This window comes from Fundidesulfovibrio soli (assembly GCF_022808695.1).
GTDB classification, from domain to species: domain Bacteria; phylum Desulfobacterota; class Desulfovibrionia; order Desulfovibrionales; family Desulfovibrionaceae; genus Fundidesulfovibrio; species Fundidesulfovibrio soli.
In genome coordinates this window covers 56,708-81,442 of the sequence record NZ_JAKZKW010000011.1, presented here as the reverse complement: position 1 = coordinate 81,442, position 24,735 = coordinate 56,708, and the positions used below count along the sequence as shown (strand labels likewise).

Sequence of the window (24,735 nt, the reverse complement as noted above, 5' to 3'; positions counted from 1 at the left end):
CGTTCGGTGTGGCATTTTTTCCATTCGGAACTGTCGGACGGGGGCATGTGGGCTTGCCGGAGGGCTTTCCGCCCGGCTCGCGTTGGAAATGGGCGCGAAATGAAACATAGATGCGCCAGTCGGTGCGCCGGCCGGCCTTCAAGGGGCTCGGAGCGCATCAGGAACGGCTCGCGGGGGGCGTGTACGTTCGCACCGTGCGCCGAGCCACGCCGGGACCGCCGCTCCGCCTTGACACCCGGGGGCATGCCCTCTACCACCGGACCATGCAGCCCTTCCCCTACGACGCGGCGGATGCGCCCGCTACGCCATCACTGGCGGATGAAAACGGCGTGCATCCCACCGCCCAGGTGCATCCCACCGCGTGCGTGGACCAGGGCGCGCGTGTTGGCCGCGGTACCTGCATCTGGCATTTCTGCCACGTGCTAGCGGGTGCCGAGATCGGGGAGTGCTGCACCCTGGGCCAGAACGTCTGCGTGATGGGCACGGCGCGCATCGGCAACGGTGTGAAGATCCAGAACAACGTCTCCATCTACGACGGCGTGGTCCTGGAGGACGACGTGTTCTGCGGGCCGTCCTGCGTGTTCACCAACGTGCTCACCCCCCGGGCCTTCGTCTGCCGCAGGCACGAGTACCGCCCCACGGTGGTGCGCCGGGGCGCGACCCTGGGGGCCAACAGCACCGTGGTCTGCGGGCATGAGATCGGGGCCTACGCCATGGTGGCGGCCGGGGCGGTGGTCACCGGGGACGTAGCGCCCCACGCCCTGGTCATGGGGGTGCCCGCGCGGCAGGCGGGCTGGGTCTGCTTCTGCGGGGAACGCCTGGATTTCGGCGCGGACGGCACCTGCGCCTGTGCGGCCTGTGGGCAGGCGTTCGCCCTGGAGGACGGCCGTCCGGCCGCGGTGAAGAAACCCTAACCCGCCCCGGAGGGGACCGTGTTCAAACTTCTGCTCCATGTGGATACCGCCGACGACCGGTTGGGCGTGGCCCTGCGCAACGCCGGCAACGCCCTGAAGGCCCTGTCCGGGGCTCCCGCCTCCATCGTTCTGGTGGCCAACGGACCGGCCGTGCAACTGCTGGGCAAGGCCAACCCCGACCATGCCGCCAGCCTCTCCGCCTTGATGGCGCAGGGCGTCGTGGTGCGGGCCTGCGGCAATTCCCTGAACGACTTCAGCCTGTTCCCGGATTTCCTCGTTCCTGGGTGCGAGGTGGTGCCGGCGGCCATCATCGAACTGGTGCGCCTGCAGGGTGAGGGGTACGCCTACGTGAAGCCCTGAGCCATTCTTTGGGCTTTGACGTTTGCGCCGCCAGTGGGCATAAGAAAATATAGGCGTTCCCGCCGATACCGGTTTCAAGCCAAGGAGAAGCTCATGCTGAAACATTTCGCGTCCGTCCTCGTCCTGGCAGTGCTGCTCATGTGTTCGGCCTGCGCGGGCCTCGCGCCCATCAAGCCAGCCGACGTCGAGACCGCCCCGACGGCCTCCGCCAAAGTCATCGCCGCGCCCAACCCGCTGCTCATGGGGCACTGGCGGCGCATACCTCCCGCCGGGATCAACAACCCCTGGGCGTTCAATTACTGGCTGGTGAAGAAAGGGGAGAAGTACGCGGTGTACTACTACTACGACTCCCACAAGAAGAACGCCTTCAAGGGCTGGGCCGAGTTCACCATCGACGGCGACCGCATGACCTCCGGCGTGGACGGTGTGATATTCTACGTGGAGAACGGCGAGGTGCTCATGCAGTATCCCGGCCGCAGCGAGAACTACAAGATGATGCGCGTGGAGTAGGCGCGGCGAAGGCGCGTATGATCGGCAAGGAGACCGCCGCGCTTCTGAGCCGGCTGGAGAGGCAGGCAGGGCAGCGCCCGGGGCGCGTGCGCGAGGTCATGGAGCTGCGGCTCATCCTGGAGCCCGAGGTTGCCGCGCTGGCCGCGTTGCGCCGTTCCCCCGAGGACCTGGAGCGCATCCGGCGCATCCTGGAGAAACAACGCCGGGCAGGCCCCGCCGAATTCCCGGCGCTGGACACCCGCTTCCACATGGCCCTGGCCAAGGCCACCGGCAACGAGGTGCTCTGGGAGGTGGCGGCCATGCTCCACGACCTGCTGGCCGAGAGCAGGGACGAAGCTCTGATGAGCCCGCAGCGGATCGCAGCCTCGCTTGAAGCCCACGCGCGCATCGTCCAGGGGCTGGAGGCGGTCGACCCCGAGTCGAGCGCCCGAGCCATGCGGGAGCACCTGCAGGGCGTGGAAGGCAGCGCCGTAGCGCCCCAAGCCTTCGGCTGAAAAGCGGCGCGGGCGGCTGTTGCATGAATGACGTGGCCCGGGGAGGCGGCTCCCCGGGCTTTTTCATGCCCGGCGCGTCCGGATACGCTGCCGCCGGCTTGCCCCCGGCCCCCGCAGGGATTACTTGAAGTGGACGAAAACGGTTCCAGCGGGAGGTGTGTCATGCCGGTGGTCAAGGCGGTCTGTGTCAGCGAGAAGACAGGTCAGAAGAAGGTGCCGGTGGAATCCATCGAGCTGGTGGTGGAGCACGGCGTGGCGGGCGACGCCCATGCGGGGTCGGGCCGCCAGGTGAGCCTGCTTGATTTCGACAGCCTGGAGGCCATGCGCCTCAAACTGGCCAGCATCAGCCCCGGGGCCTTCGCGGAGAACCTCACCGTGGAGGGCCTGAACGCCCTGGGCCTGGCCGTGGGCGACCGGGTGACGGTGGGCGGCGCCGTGCTGGAGATCACCCAGATCGGCAAGACATGCCACCACGGCTGCGACATCCGGCGCATCGTGGGCGACTGCATCATGCCCCGCGAGGGCCTGTTCGCCAGGGTGCTCGCGCCCGGGCGCGTGCGTGCGGGGGACATGCTGGAACGGGTTGGCTGAACAGTTTGGGCCCTGCGGAAAACTCTTCGCAGGGCGAAAATAAAAACACGCCGCAGTTTCACGGGTTTGCCCGGAAAGCATCCCCCGGATCCGTTCCCGGGCGCTAAAGCTCTGACGCAGCCTGCCGATATCGCTGATGAACATACGGCAGGAAACGGCAATGGAAACTGACGCGAAACATAGAGCCGACCACGGCGACGATCCCTCCTCGGAGAGCCCCGAGGAGCGGGCCAACCGCGTGGCCGAGATCAAACGGCGTATCGCCCAGGGCCGCTACCGGGTGAACAGCCGCGAGATCATCTACAACATGCTCAAGACCGCTCCCTGAACCGTCCGCCCGCGCGGTCCCGCCCCGCGCGCTTGACTTTCCCTCCCGCATCCGTTCTAGTCAGCACAATGGCCAGCTTTCGTGGCCAAATGCGCATTTCCAGGAGGTCCCACATGCCTCATCCCTATGTCGACAAGGACGAATGCATCGGGTGCGAATCCTGCGTGCAGATCTGCCCGGACGTATTCCATATGGATGACGACAACAAGGCCGAGGCCGACCCCGAAGCGGACGACTCCACAGAGTGCGTCCAGGACGCCATGGACACCTGCCCCGTGGAGTGCATCCACTGGCGGGACTGATCGGCCCTGGCGTATGGAAACACTCGAGAAACACCTGCTGGTGAGCATCTCGGAGGACGTCAACGCGTTCTTCGGGCTTCGTTACGTCTTCGGATTCTTCACCCGGCGCGACCTGGTGCGCCTGACGCTCTTCTACGTGGGCCCGCGCAGCCCGCAGCCGGGGTTGGAGAACAAGCCCTACTGCGCCGTCGATGAGACGCAGTCCTTCGGGGGGGGCTGCAGGCCCGTGCCGCAGGCCCTGCATACCGCCCGCAATTGGCTGCTGGACATGGGCTTCCCGGGCGAGCGCATCGAGCTCAAGGCGCTGCCCGCCAAGCTCGGCCCCGTCAAGGACATCGCCGCCGAGGCCGAACGCGGCCTCTACGACGCGGTCGTCCTGGGCAGGCGGGGTTTGAGCTGGTTCGACGAGATGTTCGACGACTCCGTCTCGCACCGGCTGCTCTGGGAGTCCATCAGCTTCCCGCTGTGGGTCTGCCGCAACCCCGTGCGCAACCGCAGGAACGTGCTGCTGTGCGTGGACGGTTCGGAGCAGTCCCTGCGGGTGGCCGACCACGTGGGCTTCGTCCTGCGCGACGAGCCCGAGCACAGCGTCACCGTGTTGCACAACCGCGCCACCGGGCCTGTGGGCAACCGCAGCATCGAGAGCGTGCTGGCCGAAGCCGGGGAGCTGCTGCGGGAAAACGGCCTGGAGGATGAGCGCATCAGCTTCCTGGTGAAGTCCTCCAAGCACCCCGCCGACATGATCCTGGAGGAGGCGCGCAAGGGCGAGTACGCGGCCGTGGCCATCGGGCGCACCGGCGGCAAGCCAGGGGCCTTCTCCAACATATTCGGCTCGCTCAGCCAGACGCTGCTGCGCAAGCTCGAAGGCGCCGCCTTGTGGATATCCAAGTAGGCTGAGCAAACCCGCCGTGACCGATTCAACCCCGATCCGCCAGGCCGAGGCCGCCGGATCGGGGTTTTGACTTTTCCGCGAAAAACGGCCACCTCTGCGGGCCGGGAGAACACGCCATGCGAAGAAAGTTCCTGTTCCTGGTGGCGGACGGCATGGGCGGCTGGCCCGGCGAACTGGGCAAGGCCACGGCCATGGAGGCCGCAAGCACGCCCGTGATGGACCAGATGGCCCGCGAAGGCCTGAGCGGCCTGGCACGCACCATCCCCCCCGGCATGCCCCCCGGCTCCGACGTGGCCAACATGGCCCTGCTCGGTTTCGACCCCGCCCGGCACCACACGGGGCGCGGGCCCATCGAGGCCGCGGCCCAGGGCCTGCAACTCGCCGACGACGACCTGGTCTGGCGCTGCAACGTGGTCAGCGTCAGCTCCTACGCCCCGGGCGGCCTCATGCTGGATTACTCCTCAGGGCACATCTCCACGGAGCAGTCCCGCCCGCTGGTGGAAGGCCTGAACCGCGACTGCTCCAGCTGCAGCGGCCCCGGGGCCCGCTTCCGCCTGCTCCCGGGCGTGCAGTACCGCCATTTGCTGGTCCAGCCCGGAGCGGCCTCCTCCCCGGAGGCGCGCCTGGCCATCCGGCCGCCCCACGACATCACCGGCCAGCCCATCGACCAGGATCTCGAGGCCCTGGCCGCCATCCCGCACCTGCGCGCCCTCTGCCAGGAGGCCGCCGAACGCCTGGCCGCGCCCGGCAACACCACCAAGGCCAACGCCATCTGGCCCTGGGGGCAGGGCAGGGCGCTCAAGCTGCCCGGCTTCGAGGCCGGCACGGGCCTGCGCGGGGCCGTGATCTCCGCCGTGGACCTCATCAAGGGTCTTGGCCGCGCCGCGGGCATGGAGGTCCTGGACGTGGAGGGGGCCACCGGCCTTCTGGACACCAACTACGAGGGCAAGGTGCGGGCCGCCGTGGACTTCCTCCAGCACGGGGACTTCGCCTTCGTGCACCTGGAAGGGCCGGACGAGTGCGGCCACGGCGGCGACGCCCCGGGCAAGGCCGAGGCCATCGCCCGCTTCGACGCGCGCGTGGTGGCCCCGCTGCGCCAGGCCTTCCCGGAGGGGCTGTTCCTCATCACCTGCGACCACCTGACCCCCATCGCCAAGCGCACCCACGTGGAGGACCCCGTGCCCTTCCTGCTGTACGGCCCGGGCATGTCGGGCAACGGGGCGGCGGCGTTCAGCGAGGCCGAGGCGGCCGCCACCGGCCTCTCCATCGACCCGGGGCACACCCTGCTGGAGTTCGCCCTGGCCAAGGGAGGCCTGCGATGATCCGGCCGGGCGAGCCCTTCCCCGAGGCGTCCACCGACTTCCGGCTCCACGTCTCCTACGGGGAGACGGACGCCATGGGCGTGGTCTACTACGGCAACTACCCCCACTGGTTCGAGCGCGCCCGGGGCCAGTTCCTGCGGGAGCGCGGCCTCTCCTACGCGGACGTGGAGCGCCGGGGCGTGATGCTGCCCGTGCGCGAGATGGCCGTGCGCTACCTGGCCCCGGCCCGCTACGACGAGCTGGTGTGCGTGCGCGCGGGCATCAGCGTCTGGGGGCGGGCCTCCGTGACCTTCGTCTACCAGGTCTTCGGGCCGCCGGACTGCACCAAGCCGCTGTGCCTCGGCTCCACCCAGCACGCCTGCGTGGACGCCTCGGGCAGGCCCGTGGCCGTGCCCGCCTGGCTGAAGGATGTCTGCCTGAAGTGAAGATCGACATCCACGCCCACGCCTTCCATCCCAAGATCGCGGACAAGGCGGTCCGGCAGCTCAACGGCCACTACCACATCGAGGCCGTGGGCGACGGCACCCCGGAGGACCTGCTGCGCAAGCTGGCGGCCGCCGGCATCGACCGCGCCGCCGTACACGCCGCCGCCACCACCCCGGCCCAGGTCATCCCGGCCAACAACTGGGCACTGGAGCTGGCCCGCATCCACCCCTCGCTCATCCCCTTCGGCACAGTGCACCCCGGCTACGCGGACAACGCCAGGGAGCTGGACCGCCTGGAGCGCGCGGGCATCCGCGGCATCAAGATACACGCCGACTTCCAGGGCTTCCGCCTGGACGACCCGGCCCTGCGCCCCGTGCTGGAGGCCCTGGAGGGCCGCTTCGTGGTCATGTTCCATGTGGGCGACCGGCTCCCGCCGGACAGGAACCCTTCCTGCCCGGCCAAGCTGGCCGCCATCCACAGGGACTTCCCCGGCCTCACCCTCATCGCCGCGCATCTTGGCGGCTGGCTGCACTGGGACGAGGCCCTCGCGCACCTTGCGGGCAGCGGCGTCTACATGGACACCTCCTCCTGCCTGCCCTACATCCGGGACGACCAGCTGCGGGCCATCCTGGACAGGCATCCGGCGGAGCGCGTGCTCTTCGGCAGCGACTACCCCCTCTACGACCCATCCGTGGAACTCGAGCGCCTGCGCACCCGCCTGCACCTCTCCGACGCGGACCTGGAGCGCCTGCTCACCAACGCAGCCGCTCTCTTTCCGGACCTGAAGCGGGAAAATATGCGCGAAAGCGCTTGAACGGCCCGTCAACCTTGACATCATCCTGCTCGACATCGAGATGCCGGGCATAAGCGGGCAGGCGGCGCTGGCCGCCATCAGGGACCGCGAGAAGGCCCAGGGCCTTCCCCGCAGGGCGGGAAGCCAGGGTGCCCAAGATCACCGCCCACAGACAGCCGCGCCATGTGGGGGACTCCTTCTTCAAGGGCACTTGCCTCGGGATACCTGGTGAAGCCCGTGTCGCGCGAGGCTTTCGTCAAGGCGGTGCGCGGCCTGGCCGAGCCTGAGGACTTTTCGGGGGTATTTTTTTCGATCGCTTGTTGACAATGATTATCAATGACATTATCAAAGGGGCGTGGCGCTGGAACAGCCTGCCGCGCATTGCCCACTACCGGGCGGAGCGGCGAGGCCCCTGAAGTTCCCAGAAGCCGCCGAGGAGTCCCCATGGTCAGTTTGAGCAGATGCCCCAAGGGTAGCAAGGTGCGGGTTCTCGAACTCTGCGAAGATCCCGGGTGCCGTTGCAGGCTGTGCTCCATGGGCCTTACGCCCGGCGTCGAGGCCGTTATCCGCCAGGACGGGGAGAGCTGCCGCGTGTGCGTCCGTGGCGACGAAATCTGCCTGGGCAACGGCCTGGCCGACCAGATCAAGGTGGTGCGCGTCTAAGCCGCACTTTCCGGGCCGATCTTCCTTCAAGGAGAAGTGACAATGTTTGAAAAAGTGCTCGTCGGGCTCATCGTGGCCCTGGCGGCGGCCTGGCTGGTGCGCAGTAAGTTCGCTGGCGGCGGGTGCGGCTGCGGTTCCAGCTCCGGCTGCTGCTCCCCGGGCTCGGGCAAGTCCTCCTCGGGCTGCTCCTGCCAGAGTGGAGCAATCGGAGACATGCGCCAGGGCGGTGGTTGCGGCTGCTCAAAGGGACTTTAATTTTTTGCCCCATAGTTGAGAATGATTTTCAACATCGGAGAAGATATGCCTCAGTCACGACCGCTGCGCGCCCTCAAGGTGGGGGACAAGGCCATCATCGCCCGGGTGAACGCCGAAGGCGAACTCGGCCGCCGCATCCGGGACATGGGCCTCGTGCCCGGCGCGGAAGTGGAGATCGTGGGCCGCGCGCCCCTGAAGGATCCCGTTGCCCTGCGGCTGCGGGGTTTCACCCTGTCGCTTCGCAACAACGAGGCGGACAATATTTTCGTCGCCACCCCGGAGGAATGAAGTGACCAACGCCAGCCAGAACGTCTCCGCCGCCAACGCCCCGGGCCGGGAGCCCGGCAAGGGCTCCGGCAAGGACGCCGCCCTCCCCACATACACCATCGCCCTGGCGGGCAACCCCAACGCCGGGAAGTCCACCCTGTTCAACGCGCTCACCGGGGCCCGCACCCATGTGGGCAACTACCCCGGCATCACCGTGGAGAAGAAGGTGGGCCAGGTGCGCACCGCCGACGCGGTGCTCAACGTGGTGGACCTGCCCGGCACCTACTCCCTCACCGCCTACTCCGCCGAGGAGCTGGTGGCCCGCGACTTCCTGGTGGATGAGCGCCCCCAGGCCGTGGTGGACGTGCTCAACGCCGGGTCGCTCGAGCGCAACCTCTACCTTGCCGTCCAGTTCCTGGAGCTCGGCATCCCCGTGGTGCTCGGGCTGAACATGATGGACGAGGCCCGCAAGATGGGCATGGTGGTGGACGCAAAGCGCCTGGGCGGACTGCTTGGCTGCCCCACCGTGGAGCTCGTCGCCAGGACCGGCACGGGCGTGCGTGAGCTGACCGCGGCCGCCACCCGGCTGGCCAAGGAGCGCCAGGGCCGCTGGAAGCCCATGGAGATTTCCTACGGCCCGGACCTGGACCCCGTCCTGGCCGAGATGAGCACAGCGATCATGGCCAAGTCGTTCCTGAGCAACCGCTACCCGGCCCGCTGGGTGGCGCTCAAGTACCTCGAGAACGACGCCCAGATCAGGGAGCTTGGCGTCCAGGCCGACCCGGCCCTCTCCGCCTGGCTGGAAGAGCGTTCAGCCCACGTGGCCGCGCACCTGCGCTCCACCCTGGGCACCTACCCCGAGGCCGTCATAGCGGACTACCGCTACGGTTTCATCGCCTCGGTGCTCAAGGGCGGCGTGGTCACCAGGGACAACCTGGGCGACCGGCTGGCCTTCTCCGACCGCCTGGACCAGGTGCTCACCCATAAGCTGCTGGGCCCCCTGCTCATGCTGGGCGTGCTCTATCTGGTCTACCAGGTCACCTTCACGGTGGGCAAAGTGCCCATGGAATGGACCCAGAACCTCTTCGCCCTGGCGGCCAAGCTGGTGGAGAGCGCGCTGCCCGACGGCCTGCTGCGCTCCCTGCTTGTGGACGGCATCATCGCTGGCGTGGGCGGCGTCATGGGCTTCGTGCCGCTGGTCATGCTCATCTTCCTGCTCATCGCCTTCCTGGAGGACTCGGGCTACATGGCGCGCATCGCCTACATGCTCGACAGGGTCTTCCGCATCTTCGGCCTGCACGGCTGCTCGGTGATGCCCTTCATCATCTCAGGCGGCATCGCGGGCGGGTGCGCGGTGCCCGGCGTCATGGCCAGCCGCACCTTGCGCAGCCCCAAGGAGCGCCTGGCCACCATCCTCACCGCCCCCTTCATGACCTGTGGGGCCAAGCTGCCGGTGCTCATCCTGCTGGCCTCGGTGTTCTTCCCCGACAGCCAGGCCCAGGTGCTCTTCGGCATGACCCTGCTGGGCTGGGCCATGGCCCTGGGCGTGGCCTGGATGCTGCGCTCCACCATGGTGCGCGGCGAGGCCACCCCCTTCGTCATGGAGCTGCCGCCCTACCGCCTGCCCACCTGGCGCGGCCTGGCCATCCACACCTGGGAGCGCACCTGGCAGTACATGAAGAAGGCCGGCTCCATGATCCTGGCCGTGTCCATCGTGGTCTGGGCCGCCATGACCTTCCCCGGCGTGGACGAGGACAAGGCCGCCGCCTTCGAGGCCGCCAAGGCCGAGATCACGGCCAAGATCGAGGCCCTGGAGGCTCCCGCCGCACCCGGAGCCGCCCCCGAGGCAGCGGGCGAAGCCAAGGAGCAGACTCCGGCCCTCGCCGCCGAGGCCCCGGCCCGGGGCGAAGAGTCCGCCACGGTCCAGGCCGCCGAACCCGAGGGCCTGGAAGCCCTCAAGGAGAAGCTGGCAGATGTCGAGAAGAAGGAAGCCGCGGCGGGCCTTTCCGCCTCCCTGGCGGGCCGCCTGGGCGCCGCGCTGGAGCCGCTCTCCCGCTACGCCGGGTTCGACTGGCGCACCAACATCGCCCTGGTGGGCGGGTTCGCCGCCAAGGAAGTGATCATCTCCACCCTGGGCACCGCCTACTCCCTGGGCAAGGTCGACAAGGAGGACGCGGCTCCCCTGGCCGAAATGCTCTCCGCCGAGGGGCTCACCGTGGCGGGCGGCCTGGCGCTGATGGTCTTCATCCTGCTCTACTCGCCCTGCTTCCCCACCGTGGTGGCCATTGGCAAGGAGACAGGCTCCTGGAAGTGGTCCGTCTTCTCCATGACCTTCAACACCGTATTCGCCTTCATGCTGGCCGTGGCCGTCTTCCAGGTCGGCAGCAGGCTGTTCTAGTTCCTTCCAAGACACCTCCCACCCCCCCGAACCGCCCGGCGCAAGCCGGGCGGTTCCTCTTTTGCATGGGCGCGTTATTTCTGGCAGGGGTGTAACCCTGTCTTTGCGGCGCGGCTCTAGGGTCATAGCCGGGGATGACGCCCGGAAAAGGAGTGCCCAGCCGGACCGCGCGCGACGCGAACCGGGGAAAGCATAAGCCGTGCAAGGGTGGAGAGCCCCCAACACGGCAGCCAGCGGCATGAGAAAAGCACAAGACGCCGACCCGAGCGACGCCGATGCGATCGACTTGGTGCTTTCAGGCAGGACCGACGCCTTCGCAGTGCTCGTCCGGCGGCACCAGGACTATCTGTTCGCCCTGCTGCGCCGCCACCTGCCTGCCTCTGAAGTGGCGGAGGTGGCCCAGGAGGCCTTCATCCAGGCTTTCGAGAAGCTCGGCCAGTTGCGCGACAAGGCCGCCTTCCGCGCCTGGCTGTCCTCCCTGGCCTTGCGGCGGGCGATCCGCTACTGGCGCGGGGTCGGTTCGCGCAACGAGGTCTCGATGGATGCCGAAGGCCCGGACGGCAGCTCCTGGGCGGAGGCCTACATGGCCGGCGAGTCCCAGGCCCGTCACGAGGATGCGCTCAGGCGGCGGGAGGCCGGGTCCGTGGTGTCGTGGCTGCTCGGGAAGGTCAAACCGGAGGACAGGGTGGCCCTGGGGCTCTTCTACGGGCGGGAGCACGAGCTCTCCGAGATAGCCGAGATGCTCGGCTGGAGCCTCGAGAAGGTCAAGGTCCGGCTGCACAGGGCCCGCAAGTTGATGGCCAAGGCCTTGAACCAGGCGGCTCTTGAGGGGGAAGGATGATGCAGGACGATAAGGATTTCACCAGGCTCGACGCCCTGCTGGGCGGCTGGTTCACCAGGGACCTCCCGCAGGGTGCGTCGCTCGGCTTCGAGGGCAGGGTCATGGCCGCCCTGGCCAATGCGCGCCGCGAGCTCTCGGTGTGGGACGTGCTGGGCCTCTCGGCCCGGCCGTGGTTCGCCGCCGGGCTGGCCGCCGCCGCCCTGCTGGGCGCTGTGGTGCTGCACGGCCAGGGCCGGGACGCGGCCGGGTATTTGACCACCGCGCTGGACGGCCCGCTGCTGGCCTCGCTGATGACCTTGTAGGGGGAATGATGACCAGAAATCGCGGTTGGATGCTGGCGGCCGCCCTGTTCTTCACGGGCGCGGCCGTCGGAGCCCTGGGCATGGAAGCCTGGCGCGTGGTGCGCGGCGACCAATTCGCGCGCATGCAGCGCATGGGTCCGCAGGCCTTCATTCTGGAGCACATGACCAAGGACTTGGGCTTGAACGAGGAACAGCGCCTCAAGATCGGCGCCGTGCTCAAGGAGATGGTGGAGAAGCTGGACGAGCAGCGCAAACCCTTCATGGAGCAGGAGGACCGCATCCGGGACGAGTACATGGCCCGCGTCCGCCAATATCTCACCCCGGACCAGGCCAAGCTGCACGACCAGCGCAAGGAGGAGATGCGCCAGCGGCGCAAGAATTTCATCCCGGGCGGACACCCGCCTCCTGGCCCGCCGCCGGGTCCGCTGGGCCTCTTCGGGGGGCCTCCCCCTCCGCCCCCTGGGCATGGGCCGCCGGACGGGCCTCCGCCACCGCCGCAATGAGGCCGTGGCAGGCGATTGTTACCTCCTCCGAAAAGCCTCCAACCGGAGGCCGCCACCCGGGAGCCCCCGCGAGCGCAGACGCGGGGGCTCCCGCATTTGCGGCGGGTGTGCGGGAGGGCGTCCGGTGCCTGGAGGTGGAGAGGGGGGTCAAGAGCGGGGCGCTGCCCCGCGCCCCGCAAGGGGGCGTGGCCCCCTTGACCCGCAAAATGGACAGGGCGGAAGTGCCGCACGCGCCGGACCACGATTGCCAGACCGAAAAAATAACAGCCTGGGAGGCTCCGCCTCCCAGGCTATTTTATTGTACGCAACTCCAAGCTGCCGCCCCGAACGGCGCGAAGCTATGAGGGAGTCCAGAGGGCCGAAGGCCCTTTGGCCGCCGGAGGCATCTTCATCCCTCAGGACTTCTTCTTCCCCTGGCACTTCGGGCATACGCCGTAGAGGTACATCTTGTGGCGGGTCAGGCGGTAGCCGTGGCGCGCGGCCACCTGCTCCTGGAGCTTTTCGATCTCCTCGTCGAGCACCTCCACGTTCTCTCCGCAGCCTTCGCAGATGAGGTGGTCGTGGTGGTCGTCGCCCTGCTGCAGCTCGTAGCGGGTCACGCCGTCGCCGAAGTCGACCTCTTTGGCAATGCCCGCGCCGGAGAGCAGCTTGAGCGTGCGGTAGACCGTGGCCTGGCCGATGGTCTTGTAGGCCTTCTTGACCAACTCGTAGAGTTCCTCCGAGGTGACGTGCCCGCTCTGCTCCAGAAATACGTCCAGGATGTGCCGTCGCTGCGGCGTCATCTTGAGGCGCTGTTTTGCGGCGTAGTCGTTGAACAGGACGTGCGGGTCTTGCATGTGGCTCTCCGGCTGAATTTGCAGGCACGTAGCCGGGAAGCCGGCCGCGTGTCAAACGGCTGGTTTCAATAGAGGGTCAGGCCGAAATCCTGCCCGAACTGGGCGAACTGCTCCGGGTGCCGCGTCAGGAAGCGCTCCTCCCAGGCGAGCACGTGCTCGGCAAGCGACTGGAGCATGGCCGGCTCCACCTGGGGGAAGCGCTGCACGGTCTTGAGGAACTGCTCGCGCCCCAGGGTCATGGCCGAGGTGCGGGTCTCGGCTTGCAGAGTGAACAGGCTCCTGCCGCCCAGGATCAGGGCTAGGCCGCCCAGGCACTCCCCCGCCGTGAAGCGGCGCATCACCACGGGCTCGCCCCCCGCCAGGCGGCTGACCACGATGCTGCCGCAGGTGACGTAGTAGAACGTCTCGGCGTGTTCGCCTTCGCGCACCAGGACGTCGCCCGTCTGGAACTCCTCGAGGCGGCTCAGGTAGGCTAGCACCTTGCTGACTTCCAGCGGCACCTTGGCGAACAGCGGCAGCCCGCGCATGATGTCCAGGAAGTCGCTGTACCCGCAGGCCTCAGGCGCCTGCCCTGGGTCCGTGGACGAGCTCATAGAGCATCCCCTTTCTATCTATCAGCTCCTGGTAGGAGCCGGATTCGACGATCTGTCCGGCTTTCATCACGGCGATGATGTCGTAGTTCTTGATCGTATCGAGGCGGTGCACCACGGCGATGACCGTGGACCGCCCCTTCCAGCGGTTCTCCAGCAGGTTCTGGATGCGCGTCTGGGAGGCGTTGTCCAGCGCGGCGGTGGCCTCGTCCAGCAGGAGCAGCGGCGGGTTCTTGAGGAAGGCCCGGGCCAGGGCCACCTTCTGCCGCTGCCCGCCGGAGAGCCTGTCGCCCATGGTTCCCACCTGGAAGTCGAGGCCCAGCTCCACGATGCGCTCCAGCATGTCCTGGGCGATGAGCAGCCGGATGATGGACTTGTTCACCCGCTCCAGCATTTTGGGGTTTTCGCTCTTGAGCCTGCCGAAGAGGATGTTGTCCAGGATGGTCTGGGTGTGGATGTAGTTGTCGCGCCGGTAGAAGCTGACCTTCTCGGGCGCGCTGGCCGCGATGCGGTCCATGAACAGGGCCCGGCCGGAGAGCAGCTTGCGCTCAAGCTCCACGGTCAGGGGCGCCAGGGTGTGCCGCCCAGGGGTGAAGCGCAGGGCCAGGGTGAGCAGGCGGTCGCGCTCCTCGTCGCTCAGTTCGCTGATGGACGTGCGCTCCAGGTGCTCGGCCAGCAGGAGGTCGCTCTCGAACTCCTCCTGTCGCACCGGGGTCTGCTCGAAGAAGGAGGCGTCCGCGCCGGGCACCAGCTTGAGGATGTCCACCGTCTGCATGGCCAGGGCCTTGCCCAGCTCCAGGAGCACGACCATGAGCCCGGCATCCTGCAGGAAGTCCCTGAAGTCGGCGTTGCGGGGCAGGTTGTCGGGCAGGTAGGCCTCGTCGTTGGCGTTGCCGAAGACAAGGTTCTCGGCCACGGAGGCGTACTGCAGGTAGCGGCCCTCGTCGAAGAACTCCACCAGCCCGCGCAGATCCTCCCCTTTCTTGGTGGCGTAGGCTTCGCGGATGGCGATGATCTTCTGGACCAGGTGTTCCTTCTTGCCTTTGCGGAACACGGTGTTCAGGCCGAAGCGCAGCACGTCCAGGAACAGGCCCACCTGCTGGGTGATCTCGATGAGCTCGTCCAGGCTGGGCTCGAACTCGGCGGGGTCCTGGCCCTTGTCCACCATGCGGGAGTTCACGCCGTAGAGCAGGTTCTGGCGGATGGAGCCGTCGAAGATGAAGGGGTGCTGGGGCACGAAGCCCATGTTCTCCGCCAGGTCGGACTTGGCCATGTCCGCAATTTCGTGCCCGCCCAGCAGCGCGTGCCCTGCGGAGTAGCGGTAGATCTGGGCGATGCATAGGGCCAGGGTGGACTTGCCCGAGCCCGAGAAGCCCACCAGGGCCAGGTGCTGCCCCGGCTCCACGCTGACGGAGACGCCCTTGAGCAGCTTGATGCCGCCCTGGGCCTCCATCACCAGGTCCTTGACCTCCACGCGGCCCTTCAGGGAGAGGGGCTCACGCGCTTCGGCGGGCTCCAGGGCGAACTCGCAGTCCTCCGCGAAATACTCCATGACCCGGTTGTAGCTCACCTTGGCGTCCTGCCAGGTCTGGTAGAAGTCCATGAGCTCCTTCCAGGGGTCGTAGAGCTTCTCGTTGGCCGAGAGGAAGGCCACCAGCGCGCCCAGGTCGAACCGGCCGTTGATGGCCAGCCAGCCGCCCACCAGGAAGAGCACGAACGGCCCCAGGGACTGGAAGAAGTTGTTGGAGTTCTTGATGGCGAACTTCCAGAGGGTCCAGCGCAGCCGGATGCGGTACTGCTTGTCGGTGATGTCGCTGAAGCGGTTGTTCTCGTGGCGGAAGGAGGCGTTGGCGTGGATCTCGTGGATGCCCGCGACGGTTTCCCCGATCATGGTGGACATGGTGCGCCCGGTGTCCACCCGTTCGCGGTTGGCCTCGTTGGAGCGGCGCTGCATCATGGGCACGAAGATGAGCGCCAGGGGGTAGAGCACCATGGAGAGCCCGGCCAGCAGCGGGTTGAGGTAGAAGAGGTACCCGGCGAAGGCCAGCAGCGTCAGGATGTTGGTCACGGGCACGGCGATGGCCTGGCCCACGAAGTCGCCCGCGTTGGCCACCTCCGTCACCAGGGAGGAGACGATCATGCCCGGGCTTGATTTGCGGAAGAAGTTGATGGGCAGGGTCAGGATGTGGGCATAGAGCTTCTTGCGCATGTCCGCCAGGGACTCCTGCCCGATCCGGGCCTGGAGCGCGCTGATGGCGAACTTGAGCGCCGAGCCGGAGACCACCGCGGCCAGGTAGTAGCCGCAGTAGAGCAGCAGAAGCTGGACTTTCTGCCCGCCGATGGCCTCGTTGATGATCTTCTTCTGCATCTCCAGGGGCAGCACCCTGATGGAGACCGTGACCACGATCACGGCCAACAGTATGCCCTGGAGCTTCAGATTGCTGGTGAGAACCCAGGAGAAGAGCGTACGCTTGTAGAGCTTATCCGGCAGTTTCGGATCGAAAAACATGGGCGGCCCTTCCGTTCTCGTTTGGGAATTGATGCCTTGAAATGCGCGTGTTGGCAACAAATCCGGGCGCTGGCGGGCACATTTTCGTGATTTCCTGCGCTTTTGGACGGGTATCGCAGGCTGAGGAGGACGGCGTGACGCCTCCGGCGGCCAAGGGGGCAAACCCCCTTGGAACCCCACACGGTTTCGCGGGGGGAGGGGGATGACCAGGGGAGAAGCAGCGGCGGTAGTTCGCGGGGACGGCCCGAAACCACGGGCATGACGCATGGCTATCCCAGGCCAAACAGCGGTGCTTCACCTTCCCGCTCCCGGATGCGCCCAAACAGCGCCTGGAACCGTGGCTCGCCCGGTGCAGCCTCGACATGTTGCCTCCGGCCCGAGGGTGCCACGAGCCATCGGCCGCAATCAGGGCGATGCCCGGAAAGTTTGGTTTCAGTGTCCCCGCGCCAAACGATGTCGTCTCCCGCCCGGTTCGCTCCCTGCCGCGCCGTCCGATATTCTTCCGATATGTCGGGCGGCGCGGCACGGAGCGGCCCGGGCGGGAGACTCCAACCCAAACAGTGAATTTTCGCCTTCGCCTTCGCCTTCGTCTTTGCCACCGCCGGCGCTAGGCGGCGGGCCGTCGCGGGCAGGTCAGCTCTTCTTGATCACCTGCATGGCCGTGGCCACCAGCCCGGCGGCGTCCGCCGCGTTCTGCGGGATGAGCATGGTGGTGGATTCCTGGGCCAGCTTGGAGAACGCCTCCATGTACTGCTCGGCCACGCGCAGGTTGGCCGCCGTGAGCCCTCCCTCCTCGTTCAGGGCCTGGGCCACGGTGCGGATGCCGTTGGCCGTGGCCGCGGCCACCAGCTCGATCTGCTTGGCGCGGCCCTCTGCCTCGTTGATCTGGCGCTGCCTTTCGCCGGTGGAGAGGTTGATGGCCTGCTGCATCTGGCCCTCGGAGATATTGATGGCGCTCTGCTTCTGGCCTTCGGCCAGGGCGATCTGGGCCCGCTTCTCGCGCTCGGCGGTCATCTGGGCCTCCATTGCCACCTTGACCGACTCCGGCGGGGAGATGTCCTTGATCTCGAAGCGCATCACCTTCACGCCCCAGGGCGCGGCGGCCTCGTCCACGGCCTTGACCACTTCGGCGTTGATCAGCTCACGCTCCTCGAAGGCCTTGTCCAGGGTGATCTTGCCGATGGCGGAGCGCAGCGAGGTCTGGGCCAGCTGCGTGGCGGCGGAGCGGTAGTTGGCCACGCCGTAGGCGGCCAGCTTGGGGTCGTTGACCTTGATGTAGACCAGGCCGTCCACGTGCACGGTCACGTTGTCCCGGGTGATGCAGGGCTGGGAGGGGGTGTCCACCAGCTCCTCCTTGAAGGAGAACTTGTAGGCTATCTTGTCCAGCAGGGGCACCAGTACGTGGAACCCGGCCTCCAGGGTGCGGTTGTACTTGCCCAGGCGTTCCACGATGTAGGCGTTCTGCTGCGGCACCACCGTTGCCGACATGAGGATCAGCAACAACACCACGGCCGCGATGGCGAATGCGACGTAGGGCATGGGTGACTCCATTGGCTGGCTAGAGGGTTTCGACCTTGAGCAGGCTGTGGTCGCCGTGCACGTCCGCCGCCACCTTCACGGCGGTTCCGGCCGGGATGGGCGCCTGCGCAACGGCTGCGTAGAAGGATCCGCGCAGCTTGATGCGGCCCGCGCCCCCCTCTGGGATGGCCTCGGTGACCACGGCGGCCTCGCCGGTGAAATCCTCCAGGCGCTGCTGGAGCTGGTTCTCCGGGCGGGCCTCGCCCTGGAAGGTCTTCTTGAACAGGCGGCGCAGGGCAAGCAGGCTCCCCACCGAGGACGCGGCGAAGACCAGCAGTTGCGAGTCGGTGGAGAGGCCGAACACGGCCGTAGCCAGGGAGGTGACCAGCGCCCCGATGCCGAAGAACACGATCACGAGCCCCGGCACCACGGCCTCCAGGGCGATGAGGAGCAGGCCCGCCAGGGCCCAGGCCACGGGTGGCGACAAACCGAACATGCTGCCTCCTTGAGGGCGGCCCGGGTTCAGGCCCGGAACCAAGCCCGGAACGTGGGGCGACCATAGCACTCCCGGGGAAAAATGCCACCATGCCGGTGGAATGCGCTCTCCACCGGCCTTGACTTCCCGGCGCGCCCCCGCAATATCGACGGATGCGGCTCAAGTTCTCCATGTCCTTGCGGATGCGCGTCTATCTGGTGCTCGGTCTGCTCATGCTGGTCACCGTGGGCGGGGGCACGTTCATGCTCTGGTACGGCACGGGGCTGCAGAACTTCTTCTCGGGCATCTTCGAGCGCCAGGTGGCGGCCATGGACGCGGCCATGCGCCTGGAAAGCTCGCTGGCCGCCCAGCGCGGCTTCCTGACCTACTATTCGCTGAATTTCGACCCCATCTGGCTGGCGCGCCTGTCGGACCAGCAGGCCTCCTTCGAGAAGGAGATCATCCGGGTGCGGCCCTTCGTGGACAACGACGAGGCCCGCGCCATGCTCAACCACATCGAGGGCGAGTTCATCCGGCTCACGTTCGAGCGCGAGAAGGTGGTGGCCCTGCTGGACGAGGGCAAGCGCGATCTGGCCACACCGCTCCACGCAGCAGCGCGTAAGCGCTTCGACGCCCTGATCGTGAGCTGCGAGCTCTTCCTGGACACCCTGCGCCACGACCTGGAGCGCGACCGCGCCGAGGGGCTGTGGCGCATGCGCCTGGTCAACGGCATGGCCACGGCCTTCCTGCCCTTCACGCTGATCCTGGGCATGATCCTGGCGCTGGTGCTCTCCCGGCAGCTGCTGGGTCCCATCCGCCGCCTGGCCCAGGGCGAGGACGACCTCGTGGGCGCGGACGAGGTGGCGGCGCTGGAGAACCGCGTGCACACCCTGGTGGAGCGCGCGGTGCAGGCCCGCTCCAAGCTGGAGAAGAGCCAGACCGCCCTGGAGGCCACGGAGCGCCTGGCCACCGTGGGCAAGATGGCCGCGGGCGTGGCCCACTCCATCCGCAACCCGCTGACCTCGGTGAAGATGCGCCTGTTCTCCCTGCAGCGCTCCCTGGAGTTGAGCGAGAACCAGCGCGAGGACTTCGAGGTCATCTCGCACGAGATCAAGCATCTGGACGGCATCATCCAGAACTTTCTGGAGTACGCCCGGCCGCTCAAGCTCTCCCTCAAGCGGATCAGCCCCTCGGACGTCACGGACGCGGCGGCCCACCTGCTCGGGCCGCGCCTGGAGGCCCAGGGCGTGCAGCTGGAGGTGGCGCGCGACGGCGCGCTCCAGCCCATCCTCATCGACCCGGAGCAGCTCAAGGAGGTGCTGGTGAACCTCGTGAGCAACGCCATGGAGGCCATGCACGGCCCCGGCCGCATCGTCGTGGAGGAGAGCGAGGGCTTCATGGAGCCCATGGGGCGCGTGGCCATCGTTTCCCTGTCCGACACCGGCCCGGGCGTGCCCGAGCAGGAGCGCGAGCGTGTGTTCGAACCCTTCCACACCACCAAGGAGGAGGGCACCGGCCTGGGCCTGCCCATCGCCCGGCGCATCGTGCGCGAGCACGGCGGCAGCCTGACCCTGACCCAGGCCAAAGGCGGCGGGGCCAAGTTCACCCTCACCATCCCCTTCGACAACAAGAAGCAGGGAGGCGCCCGGTGGCAGTGATCCTCGTGGTGGACGACGACCCGCGCCTGCGCGACAGCTTCGCCAAGCTCATCGCCCTGGAGGGATACACGCCGCTCACCGCCGCCTCCGGCGAGGAGGGCATCGCCCGCCTCAAGGCGGACAAGCCCGACGTGGTGGTCATGGACGTGCGCATGCAGGGCATCAGCGGCATCGAGGCCCTGGAGCGCATGAAGGCCGCCGACCCGCACACCCCCGTGATCATCATGACCGCCTACGGGGCCACGGACACGGCCATCGAGGCCGTGAACAAGGGCGCGTTCGACTACATCCTCAAGCCTTTCGACATCCCGGAGATGCTGGGGCTCATCTCCCAGGCGCTGGACGCCTCCCGCCAGGCCAAGGCCGGGCAGGAGAACGGGGCCGAGGCGGCCCAGGCCCCGCCGGTGAGCCTGGTGGGCCAGAGCCGGGTCATGCGCGAGGTCTACAAGCAGCTCGGCCGGGTGGCCGCCACCGACGCCACGGTGCTGGTGCAGGGCGAGTCCGGCACCGGCAAGGAGCTGGCCGCCCGCGCCCTGTGGAGCTACTCCCCCCGCAAGGACAGACCCTTCGTGGTGGTCAACTGCGTGGCCATCCCCGAGACCCTGCTGGAGAGCGAGCTCTTCGGCCACGAGAAGGGGGCCTTCACCGGCGCGACACAGCGCCGGGCGGGCAAGATCGAGCAGGCCATGGGCGGCACCGTGTTCCTGGACGAGATAGGCGACATGCCCCTGCCCATCCAGGCCAAGCTGCTGCGCCTGCTGCAGGAGAGGCAGATCGAGCGCCTGGGCGGCAAGGGGCCCATCCCCGTGGACGTGCGCATCATCGCGGCCACCAACCGCGACCTGGACGCCGCCATAGCCGAGGGCCGCTTCCGGGAGGACCTCTACTACCGCCTGCAGGTGGTGCGCATCCTGCTGCCGCCCCTGCGCGAGCGCAAGGAGGACATCCCCCAGCTGGCGGCCCACTTCCTGGCCCAGCACGCCGCCGGGGCCGGAACCGCCAGCCCCGGGGTCACCCCGGAGGGGCTCGCGGCGCTCACGGCCCATGACTGGCCGGGCAACGTGCGCGAACTCTCCAACGTGCTGCACAAGACGCTGATCTTCAGCCGAGGCCTGTCCATCGGCCCGGAGGACGTGCGCGCCGCCATCGCCGAGCGCACGCCCGAGGCCGCCCAGGACGCTCCGGCGGGCCTGGAGGAGGCCATGAAGCGCTACGTGCGCCAGGCCGTGGCCGCGGGCGGGCCGGACCTCTTCGCCCAGGTGACGGACCGCTTCGCCGCCGTGGTGCTGGCCGAGGCCCTGCGCGCCACGGGGGGCAACCGCTCCCAGGCGGCGCGGCTGCTGGGGCTGTCGCGCCCCACGCTGCTGGCCAAGATGGAGAAGCTCGGGCTGGTGGTGGAGGCTTCGGTGCGGATCGGGGACGTTCTCCCTTAGCCGGAACCGGGGGATGATTTCAGGGCAGCAGGCCCAAAAGCGCCGTGAGGGATTTGCGGGGGGCAAGGCCCATGCCCGCGCCGCAGGCGATGCCCGTGGCGGCCCCGGTCAGCTCCGCGAACACGGCCTGGGCGGCCAGGGGGAAGTCCCGGTAGCCGGGGCTGATGCGGCGGGTGAAGCGGCTGCCCGGCGGCTCCTGGGCCTTGGCCGCGTCCATGCGGGAACGCAAGGCTTTGTCCGCCAGGAGGTTGCCGCACAGGTCCAGGGCGTAGCCGGAGAAGGCCTCGCCGGCATCGAACAGCTCCCGCGCGCGCTCCTCCAGGGCCGGGCCGATGCTGGCCGCCAGCACCCACACGCCGGGGCAGCCCTCCAGGGCGGCGCGGGTCAGCACCGCCCCGTCCAGATGCGGCCCGAACAGGGCCTCGAAATCCCGCCGGGCCAGGCGCAGGGCGAAGGCCCTGGGCGCGGCCAGCAGCAGGGCCTGGCTCCAGAGGCTTTCGGCCAGGGCATGCTCCGGGCTTCCGGGCTGCGCGCGCAACTGGCGCGCGATGCGCCGGGGCAGGGCGGGCTTGGCGTGCATGACGCAGGCAGTTAGAATCTTTGATCGCCAAACACAACCCGGAGCAGTCCATGACCCAGCAGAAAACAGACCTCTTCGCCCTGAACCGCAAGGACTACACCGCCTGGCGCAAACCGCGCTTCGCCGAGGTGGAGTCGGGCTGGTACCTCTGCGTCGAGGGGCGCGGCGGCGTGGATGGGAGAGAGTATCTCGAGGGGCGCCAGGCGCTCGCCCGCCTGGGCCGGGCGCTGCAGGCCCGGGCCGCGGCGGCGGGGCAGGGCTTCAAGCTCTGCCGCCGCGAGACGCTGTGGCACATGGACCCGGGATACTTCGACATCACCCAGGCCCCGGACGACGCCCTCAACTGGGCCATGTGCATGCGCCTGCCCGACTCCGTGGGCGAGAACGAACTGGAGGAGGTCAAGGCGGCCCTGGCGGCCAAGGGCGAAGTCTCGCCCGCCCTGCGCCTGGCGGTGGCCATGGGCATGGAGGAGGGCCGCTGCGCCCAGATGCTGCACGTGGGGCCGCGCGAGGCCCTGCAGGATTCCATCAGGGCCCTCTACGCCTTCATCGAGGAGCGCGAGGCCTACGCCGTGGGCCGCCTGCACGAGGTGGCCCTGAACGATCCCGCCCGCACCGCGCCCGAACGGCAACGCGTCCTGCTTCGGGTGCCCGTGATGTAGGCTTTCCGCCGCCCATGCATCCCGTCCGGAATTCCGGTTCCGGCAGCTCGGTATGCGGGCTAATCTTTTGGAGGTTGCTACCGAAACAAATATAAGGGTGCCACACTGCCTGGAAACACCTTAGCCTGGGGGATTCATGAAGTTGTCGCTGCAGTTGAAATTTCTGATCCCGGCCCTCGGGGCCATTCTGCTGGGCATGCTCTGCCTGGTGGTGCTCAACGCCAACCTGGTGCGCTCGTCGATGGAGACCATGCTCGGGCAGGACACGGCCCTGCTGGCGCAGTTCCTCTCCCGCGACGTGACCGGCGGCGTGGAGGACAGGCTCCACGCCCTGGCGGGCATCGCCAAACGCCAGGACATGATCCAGGCCGCAGAAGGCAAGAACCCTCCCGGCACCCACGAGGAACTGCTGAGCCTGGTCAATAGCCTCAAGGGGCTCCTCTATCTCAACGTTTTCGACCTCAAGGGAGAGGCTTTGACCTCTTCCGAGGTGCTCAAGGGCTCTGTGAACGTGGCGGACCGCGACTATTTCAAGGCCGTCAGTTCCGGCAAGGACAGGGCCGTCTCCAAGCCGCTGGTGAGCCGCACGGTGGGCAAGGCCGTGGTGGTGCTGGCGGTGGCGGTGAAGGACGGCTCGGGAAAGCTCGTGGGCGTGCTCAACGCCGGGCTTGACCTGGAGTACCTCACCTCCGAGGTGGGCAAGACCCGCATCGGGGATTCCGGCTACGCCTTCATCCTGGACCGCGACGGCATGTACGTGGCCCATCCGGACACGGCCAAGCGCATGCAGACCGAGAAGGACCCGCCCGAGTGGATGCGAAAGGCCCTGGCTGCATCCTCCATGGAGAAGATCGCCACCAGCCAGGACGGCAACAAGGGCATGGTCACGGTGCTGCCCGATCCGCTCACGGGCTGGCGCTACGTCATCGTCTCCCCCTACCAGGAAATGGCCGCCCTGGTGCAGGCCGTCAACCGCAACAACATGCTCATATCCTTGGTGATCGCCGTCCTGCTGGTCGCGGTGATCATGGCGTCGCTGCGGGTGTGCATACTGAAGCCCCTTTCGGCCTGCGGCGCCTTCGCGCGCGAGGTGGCCGGCGGCAGTCTGGACGCCAGGCTGGAGGTCCACGGCACCGACCAATTGGGCGTGCTGGCCGACGACCTGCGCAAGATGGTGGATTCCCTCAAGGCCAACCTGGAGACCATCCGGGAGGAAGGCCGCCGCGCCGAGGATGCCGTCCACGAGGCCAAGCAGGCCCTGGGGCAGGCCGAGCAGGCCCGCCACGAGGCCGAGGAGGCCCGGCGCGAGGGCATGCTCCAGGCGGCGGGGATTCTGCACGGCGTGGTGGGCGGCATCACAGAGAGCTCCGAGGCGCTCATGGCGGAGATCGACGCCCTGCGAAACGGCGTGGCCGGGCAGGAGGCCACAACCGGCGAAACAGCGGCCGCCATGGACGAGATGAACTCCAGCGTGCTGGAGGTGGCCCGCAACGCGGCGGAGGCCTCCGAGCTGGCCGACAAGACCCGCGTGCAGGCCCAGAGCGGCCACGACGTGGTGGAGAACGCCCGCAAGGCCATCAACGAGGTGGACGGCCTGGCCAAGGTCCTGGAGCAGGGAATGGCCAAGCTCGGGCAGCAGGCCACGGCCATCGGCCAGGTCATGACCGTCATCTCGGACATCGCGGACCAGACCAATCTGCTGGCCCTCAACGCCGCCATCGAGGCCGCCCGCGCGGGCGACGCGGGCAGAGGCTTCGCGGTTGTGGCCGACGAGGTGCGCAAACTGGCCGAAAAAACCATGGACTCCACCAAGGAGGTGGGCCAGGCCATCGCCAACATCCAGGCCAACACCGCCGACAATGTGCAGCTGGTGAAGAAGGCGGCCCAGGCCGTGGCCGTGGCAGCCGGGCTTGCCGACCAGTCCGGCGAGGCCCTGGCCCTCATCGTGGGCCTGGTGGACCAGAGCTCCGGGCAGGTGCGCGGCATCGCCCAGGCCGCGGGGCAGCAGTCCAGCGTCAGCGAGGAGATCGCCCGGGCGGTTTCCGACATCAGCAGCTTCTCCCAGAACCTGGCCCAGGGCGTGGGCGAGTTCGCACGGGCGGTGCAGGGCCTCTCGGGCCACGCCCACGAGCTCAAGGCCGTCATCGCGGACCTGGAGGAAAGCAAGGCGGGCGGAGCCAGGGCCATCGGCGTCTGAGTCTTTATCAACTGTAAAGAAAATGGACACCCAGGCGGCGGACCACATGGTTCGCCGCTTTTTTTGTTTCGCTATTCTGGGCGGTTGCGATTTGTGAATTCCGGCACGCCTCTTGC

28 protein-coding genes are annotated in these 24,735 nt (G+C 67.9%); 22 read left to right on the top strand and 6 right to left on the bottom strand.

Annotation, left to right across the window (positions count from 1 at the left end):
- The first annotated feature begins 179 nt into the window (after positions 1–179).
- The 18 genes from MLE18_RS11140 (at position 180) to MLE18_RS11055 (ending at position 12,161) form a co-directional block, all read left to right on the top strand.
- Complete coding sequence (locus MLE18_RS11140) at positions 180–914, top strand: acyltransferase (protein ID WP_336605575.1); 735 nt, start codon at positions 180–182, stop codon at positions 912–914.
- An 18-nt stretch (positions 915–932) separates the two neighbouring features.
- Positions 933–1,274: a DsrE family protein gene (locus tag MLE18_RS11135; protein WP_243438876.1), complete on the top strand. Its 342-nt coding sequence runs from the start codon at positions 933–935 to the stop codon at positions 1,272–1,274.
- A gap of 93 nt (positions 1,275–1,367) precedes the next feature.
- The gene (locus MLE18_RS11130) at positions 1,368–1,784 is read left to right on the top strand and encodes a hypothetical protein (protein ID WP_243438875.1); all 417 of its coding nucleotides are present in this window, start codon (positions 1,368–1,370) and stop codon (positions 1,782–1,784) included.
- A 17-nt stretch (positions 1,785–1,801) separates the two neighbouring features.
- The gene (locus MLE18_RS11125) at positions 1,802–2,278 is read left to right on the top strand and encodes a FadR/GntR family transcriptional regulator (RefSeq protein WP_243438874.1); all 477 of its coding nucleotides are present in this window, start codon (positions 1,802–1,804) and stop codon (positions 2,276–2,278) included.
- A 162-nt stretch (positions 2,279–2,440) separates the two neighbouring features.
- Positions 2,441–2,869, top strand: a complete 429-nt coding sequence (locus tag MLE18_RS11120; RefSeq protein WP_243438873.1) for an MOSC domain-containing protein — start codon at positions 2,441–2,443, stop codon at positions 2,867–2,869.
- 160 nt (positions 2,870–3,029) lie between these two features.
- Positions 3,030–3,197 (top strand): flagellar biosynthesis anti-sigma factor FlgM, encoded by a 168-nt coding sequence (locus MLE18_RS11115; RefSeq protein WP_243438872.1) that lies wholly within the window; start codon positions 3,030–3,032, stop codon positions 3,195–3,197.
- A gap of 113 nt (positions 3,198–3,310) precedes the next feature.
- Positions 3,311–3,499, top strand: a complete 189-nt coding sequence (locus MLE18_RS11110; protein WP_243438871.1) for a ferredoxin — start codon at positions 3,311–3,313, stop codon at positions 3,497–3,499.
- A 13-nt stretch (positions 3,500–3,512) separates the two neighbouring features.
- Positions 3,513–4,391, top strand: a complete 879-nt coding sequence (locus MLE18_RS11105; protein WP_243438870.1) for a universal stress protein — start codon at positions 3,513–3,515, stop codon at positions 4,389–4,391.
- Between the two features lie 116 nt (positions 4,392–4,507).
- Positions 4,508–5,713 carry a 2,3-bisphosphoglycerate-independent phosphoglycerate mutase gene (gene apgM, locus MLE18_RS11100; protein ID WP_243438869.1) on the top strand — a complete coding sequence of 402 codons (1,206 nt, stop codon included), beginning with the start codon at positions 4,508–4,510 and terminating at the stop codon, positions 5,711–5,713.
- Entirely contained in the window at positions 5,710–6,138 is a 429-nt protein-coding gene (locus tag MLE18_RS11095; protein WP_243438868.1) for an acyl-CoA thioesterase, read from the top strand. Before apgM ends, MLE18_RS11095 begins: the two co-directional genes overlap by 4 nt.
- A complete protein-coding gene (locus MLE18_RS11090) occupies positions 6,135–6,953 on the top strand; it encodes an amidohydrolase family protein (protein WP_243438867.1) in 819 nt (272 codons plus the stop codon). The genes MLE18_RS11095 and MLE18_RS11090 overlap by 4 nt, the downstream gene beginning before the upstream one ends.
- Before the next feature lie 423 nt (positions 6,954–7,376).
- Entirely contained in the window at positions 7,377–7,595 is a 219-nt protein-coding gene (locus MLE18_RS11085; RefSeq protein WP_243438866.1) for a FeoA family protein, read from the top strand.
- A gap of 42 nt (positions 7,596–7,637) precedes the next feature.
- The gene (locus MLE18_RS11080; RefSeq protein ID WP_243438865.1) at positions 7,638–7,850 is read left to right on the top strand and encodes a hypothetical protein; all 213 of its coding nucleotides are present in this window, start codon (positions 7,638–7,640) and stop codon (positions 7,848–7,850) included.
- 45 nt (positions 7,851–7,895) lie between these two features.
- Positions 7,896–8,138: a FeoA family protein gene (locus tag MLE18_RS11075; protein WP_243438864.1), complete on the top strand. Its 243-nt coding sequence runs from the start codon at positions 7,896–7,898 to the stop codon at positions 8,136–8,138.
- Positions 8,139–8,235: 97 nt separating this feature from the next.
- Complete coding sequence (feoB, locus tag MLE18_RS11070; protein WP_243438902.1) at positions 8,236–10,515, top strand: ferrous iron transport protein B; 2,280 nt, start codon at positions 8,236–8,238, stop codon at positions 10,513–10,515.
- A gap of 238 nt (positions 10,516–10,753) precedes the next feature.
- Positions 10,754–11,356 carry an RNA polymerase sigma factor gene (locus MLE18_RS11065; protein WP_243438863.1) on the top strand — a complete coding sequence of 201 codons (603 nt, stop codon included), beginning with the start codon at positions 10,754–10,756 and terminating at the stop codon, positions 11,354–11,356.
- Positions 11,353–11,658, top strand: a complete 306-nt coding sequence (locus MLE18_RS11060) for a hypothetical protein (RefSeq protein WP_243438862.1) — start codon at positions 11,353–11,355, stop codon at positions 11,656–11,658. Before MLE18_RS11065 ends, MLE18_RS11060 begins: the two co-directional genes overlap by 4 nt.
- An 8-nt stretch (positions 11,659–11,666) precedes the next feature.
- Positions 11,667–12,161, top strand: coding sequence for a hypothetical protein (locus tag MLE18_RS11055; RefSeq protein ID WP_243438861.1), 495 nt, complete (start codon positions 11,667–11,669; stop codon positions 12,159–12,161).
- Between the two features lie 395 nt (positions 12,162–12,556).
- Here the strand turns inward: MLE18_RS11055 and MLE18_RS11050 are convergent, their stop codons facing one another.
- The 5 genes from MLE18_RS11050 to MLE18_RS11030 all read right to left on the bottom strand — a co-directional run bounded on the left by MLE18_RS11050 (position 12,557) and on the right by MLE18_RS11030 (position 18,110).
- Positions 12,557–12,997 carry a Fur family transcriptional regulator gene (locus tag MLE18_RS11050; protein WP_243438860.1) on the bottom strand — a complete coding sequence of 147 codons (441 nt, stop codon included), beginning with the start codon at positions 12,995–12,997 and terminating at the stop codon, positions 12,557–12,559.
- Positions 12,998–13,062: 65 nt separating this feature from the next.
- Positions 13,063–13,590, bottom strand: coding sequence for a Crp/Fnr family transcriptional regulator (locus tag MLE18_RS11045; RefSeq protein WP_243438859.1), 528 nt, complete (start codon positions 13,588–13,590; stop codon positions 13,063–13,065).
- Positions 13,556–16,096 carry an ABC transporter ATP-binding protein/permease gene (locus MLE18_RS11040; protein ID WP_243438858.1) on the bottom strand — a complete coding sequence of 847 codons (2,541 nt, stop codon included), beginning with the start codon at positions 16,094–16,096 and terminating at the stop codon, positions 13,556–13,558. The genes MLE18_RS11045 and MLE18_RS11040 overlap by 35 nt, the downstream gene beginning before the upstream one ends.
- A 633-nt stretch (positions 16,097–16,729) precedes the next feature.
- A complete protein-coding gene (locus tag MLE18_RS11035) occupies positions 16,730–17,635 on the bottom strand; it encodes an SPFH domain-containing protein (RefSeq protein WP_243438857.1) in 906 nt (301 codons plus the stop codon).
- Positions 17,636–17,654: 19 nt separating this feature from the next.
- Positions 17,655–18,110: an NfeD family protein gene (locus MLE18_RS11030; protein WP_243438856.1), complete on the bottom strand. Its 456-nt coding sequence runs from the start codon at positions 18,108–18,110 to the stop codon at positions 17,655–17,657.
- A 152-nt stretch (positions 18,111–18,262) separates the two neighbouring features.
- Between MLE18_RS11030 and MLE18_RS18125 the strand changes: the two genes are divergently transcribed.
- Positions 18,263–19,747, top strand: coding sequence for a sensor histidine kinase (locus tag MLE18_RS18125; protein WP_243438855.1), 1,485 nt, complete (start codon positions 18,263–18,265; stop codon positions 19,745–19,747).
- Entirely contained in the window at positions 19,738–21,180 is a 1,443-nt protein-coding gene (locus MLE18_RS11020) for a sigma-54-dependent transcriptional regulator (protein ID WP_243438854.1), read from the top strand. The genes MLE18_RS18125 and MLE18_RS11020 overlap by 10 nt, the downstream gene beginning before the upstream one ends.
- Before the next feature lie 19 nt (positions 21,181–21,199).
- On the opposite strand, the gene MLE18_RS17970 is transcribed toward MLE18_RS11020, so the two are convergent.
- Entirely contained in the window at positions 21,200–21,760 is a 561-nt protein-coding gene (locus tag MLE18_RS17970; RefSeq protein ID WP_272881610.1) for a hypothetical protein, read from the bottom strand.
- A gap of 50 nt (positions 21,761–21,810) precedes the next feature.
- Between MLE18_RS17970 and MLE18_RS11010 the strand changes: the two genes are divergently transcribed.
- Both MLE18_RS11010 and MLE18_RS11005 read left to right on the top strand, forming a co-directional pair.
- Positions 21,811–22,422 (top strand): GyrI-like domain-containing protein, encoded by a 612-nt coding sequence (locus MLE18_RS11010; protein ID WP_243438853.1) that lies wholly within the window; start codon positions 21,811–21,813, stop codon positions 22,420–22,422.
- A 136-nt stretch (positions 22,423–22,558) separates the two neighbouring features.
- The gene (locus tag MLE18_RS11005; RefSeq protein WP_243438852.1) at positions 22,559–24,619 is read left to right on the top strand and encodes a methyl-accepting chemotaxis protein; all 2,061 of its coding nucleotides are present in this window, start codon (positions 22,559–22,561) and stop codon (positions 24,617–24,619) included.
- Positions 24,620–24,735: the final 116 nt, after the last annotated feature.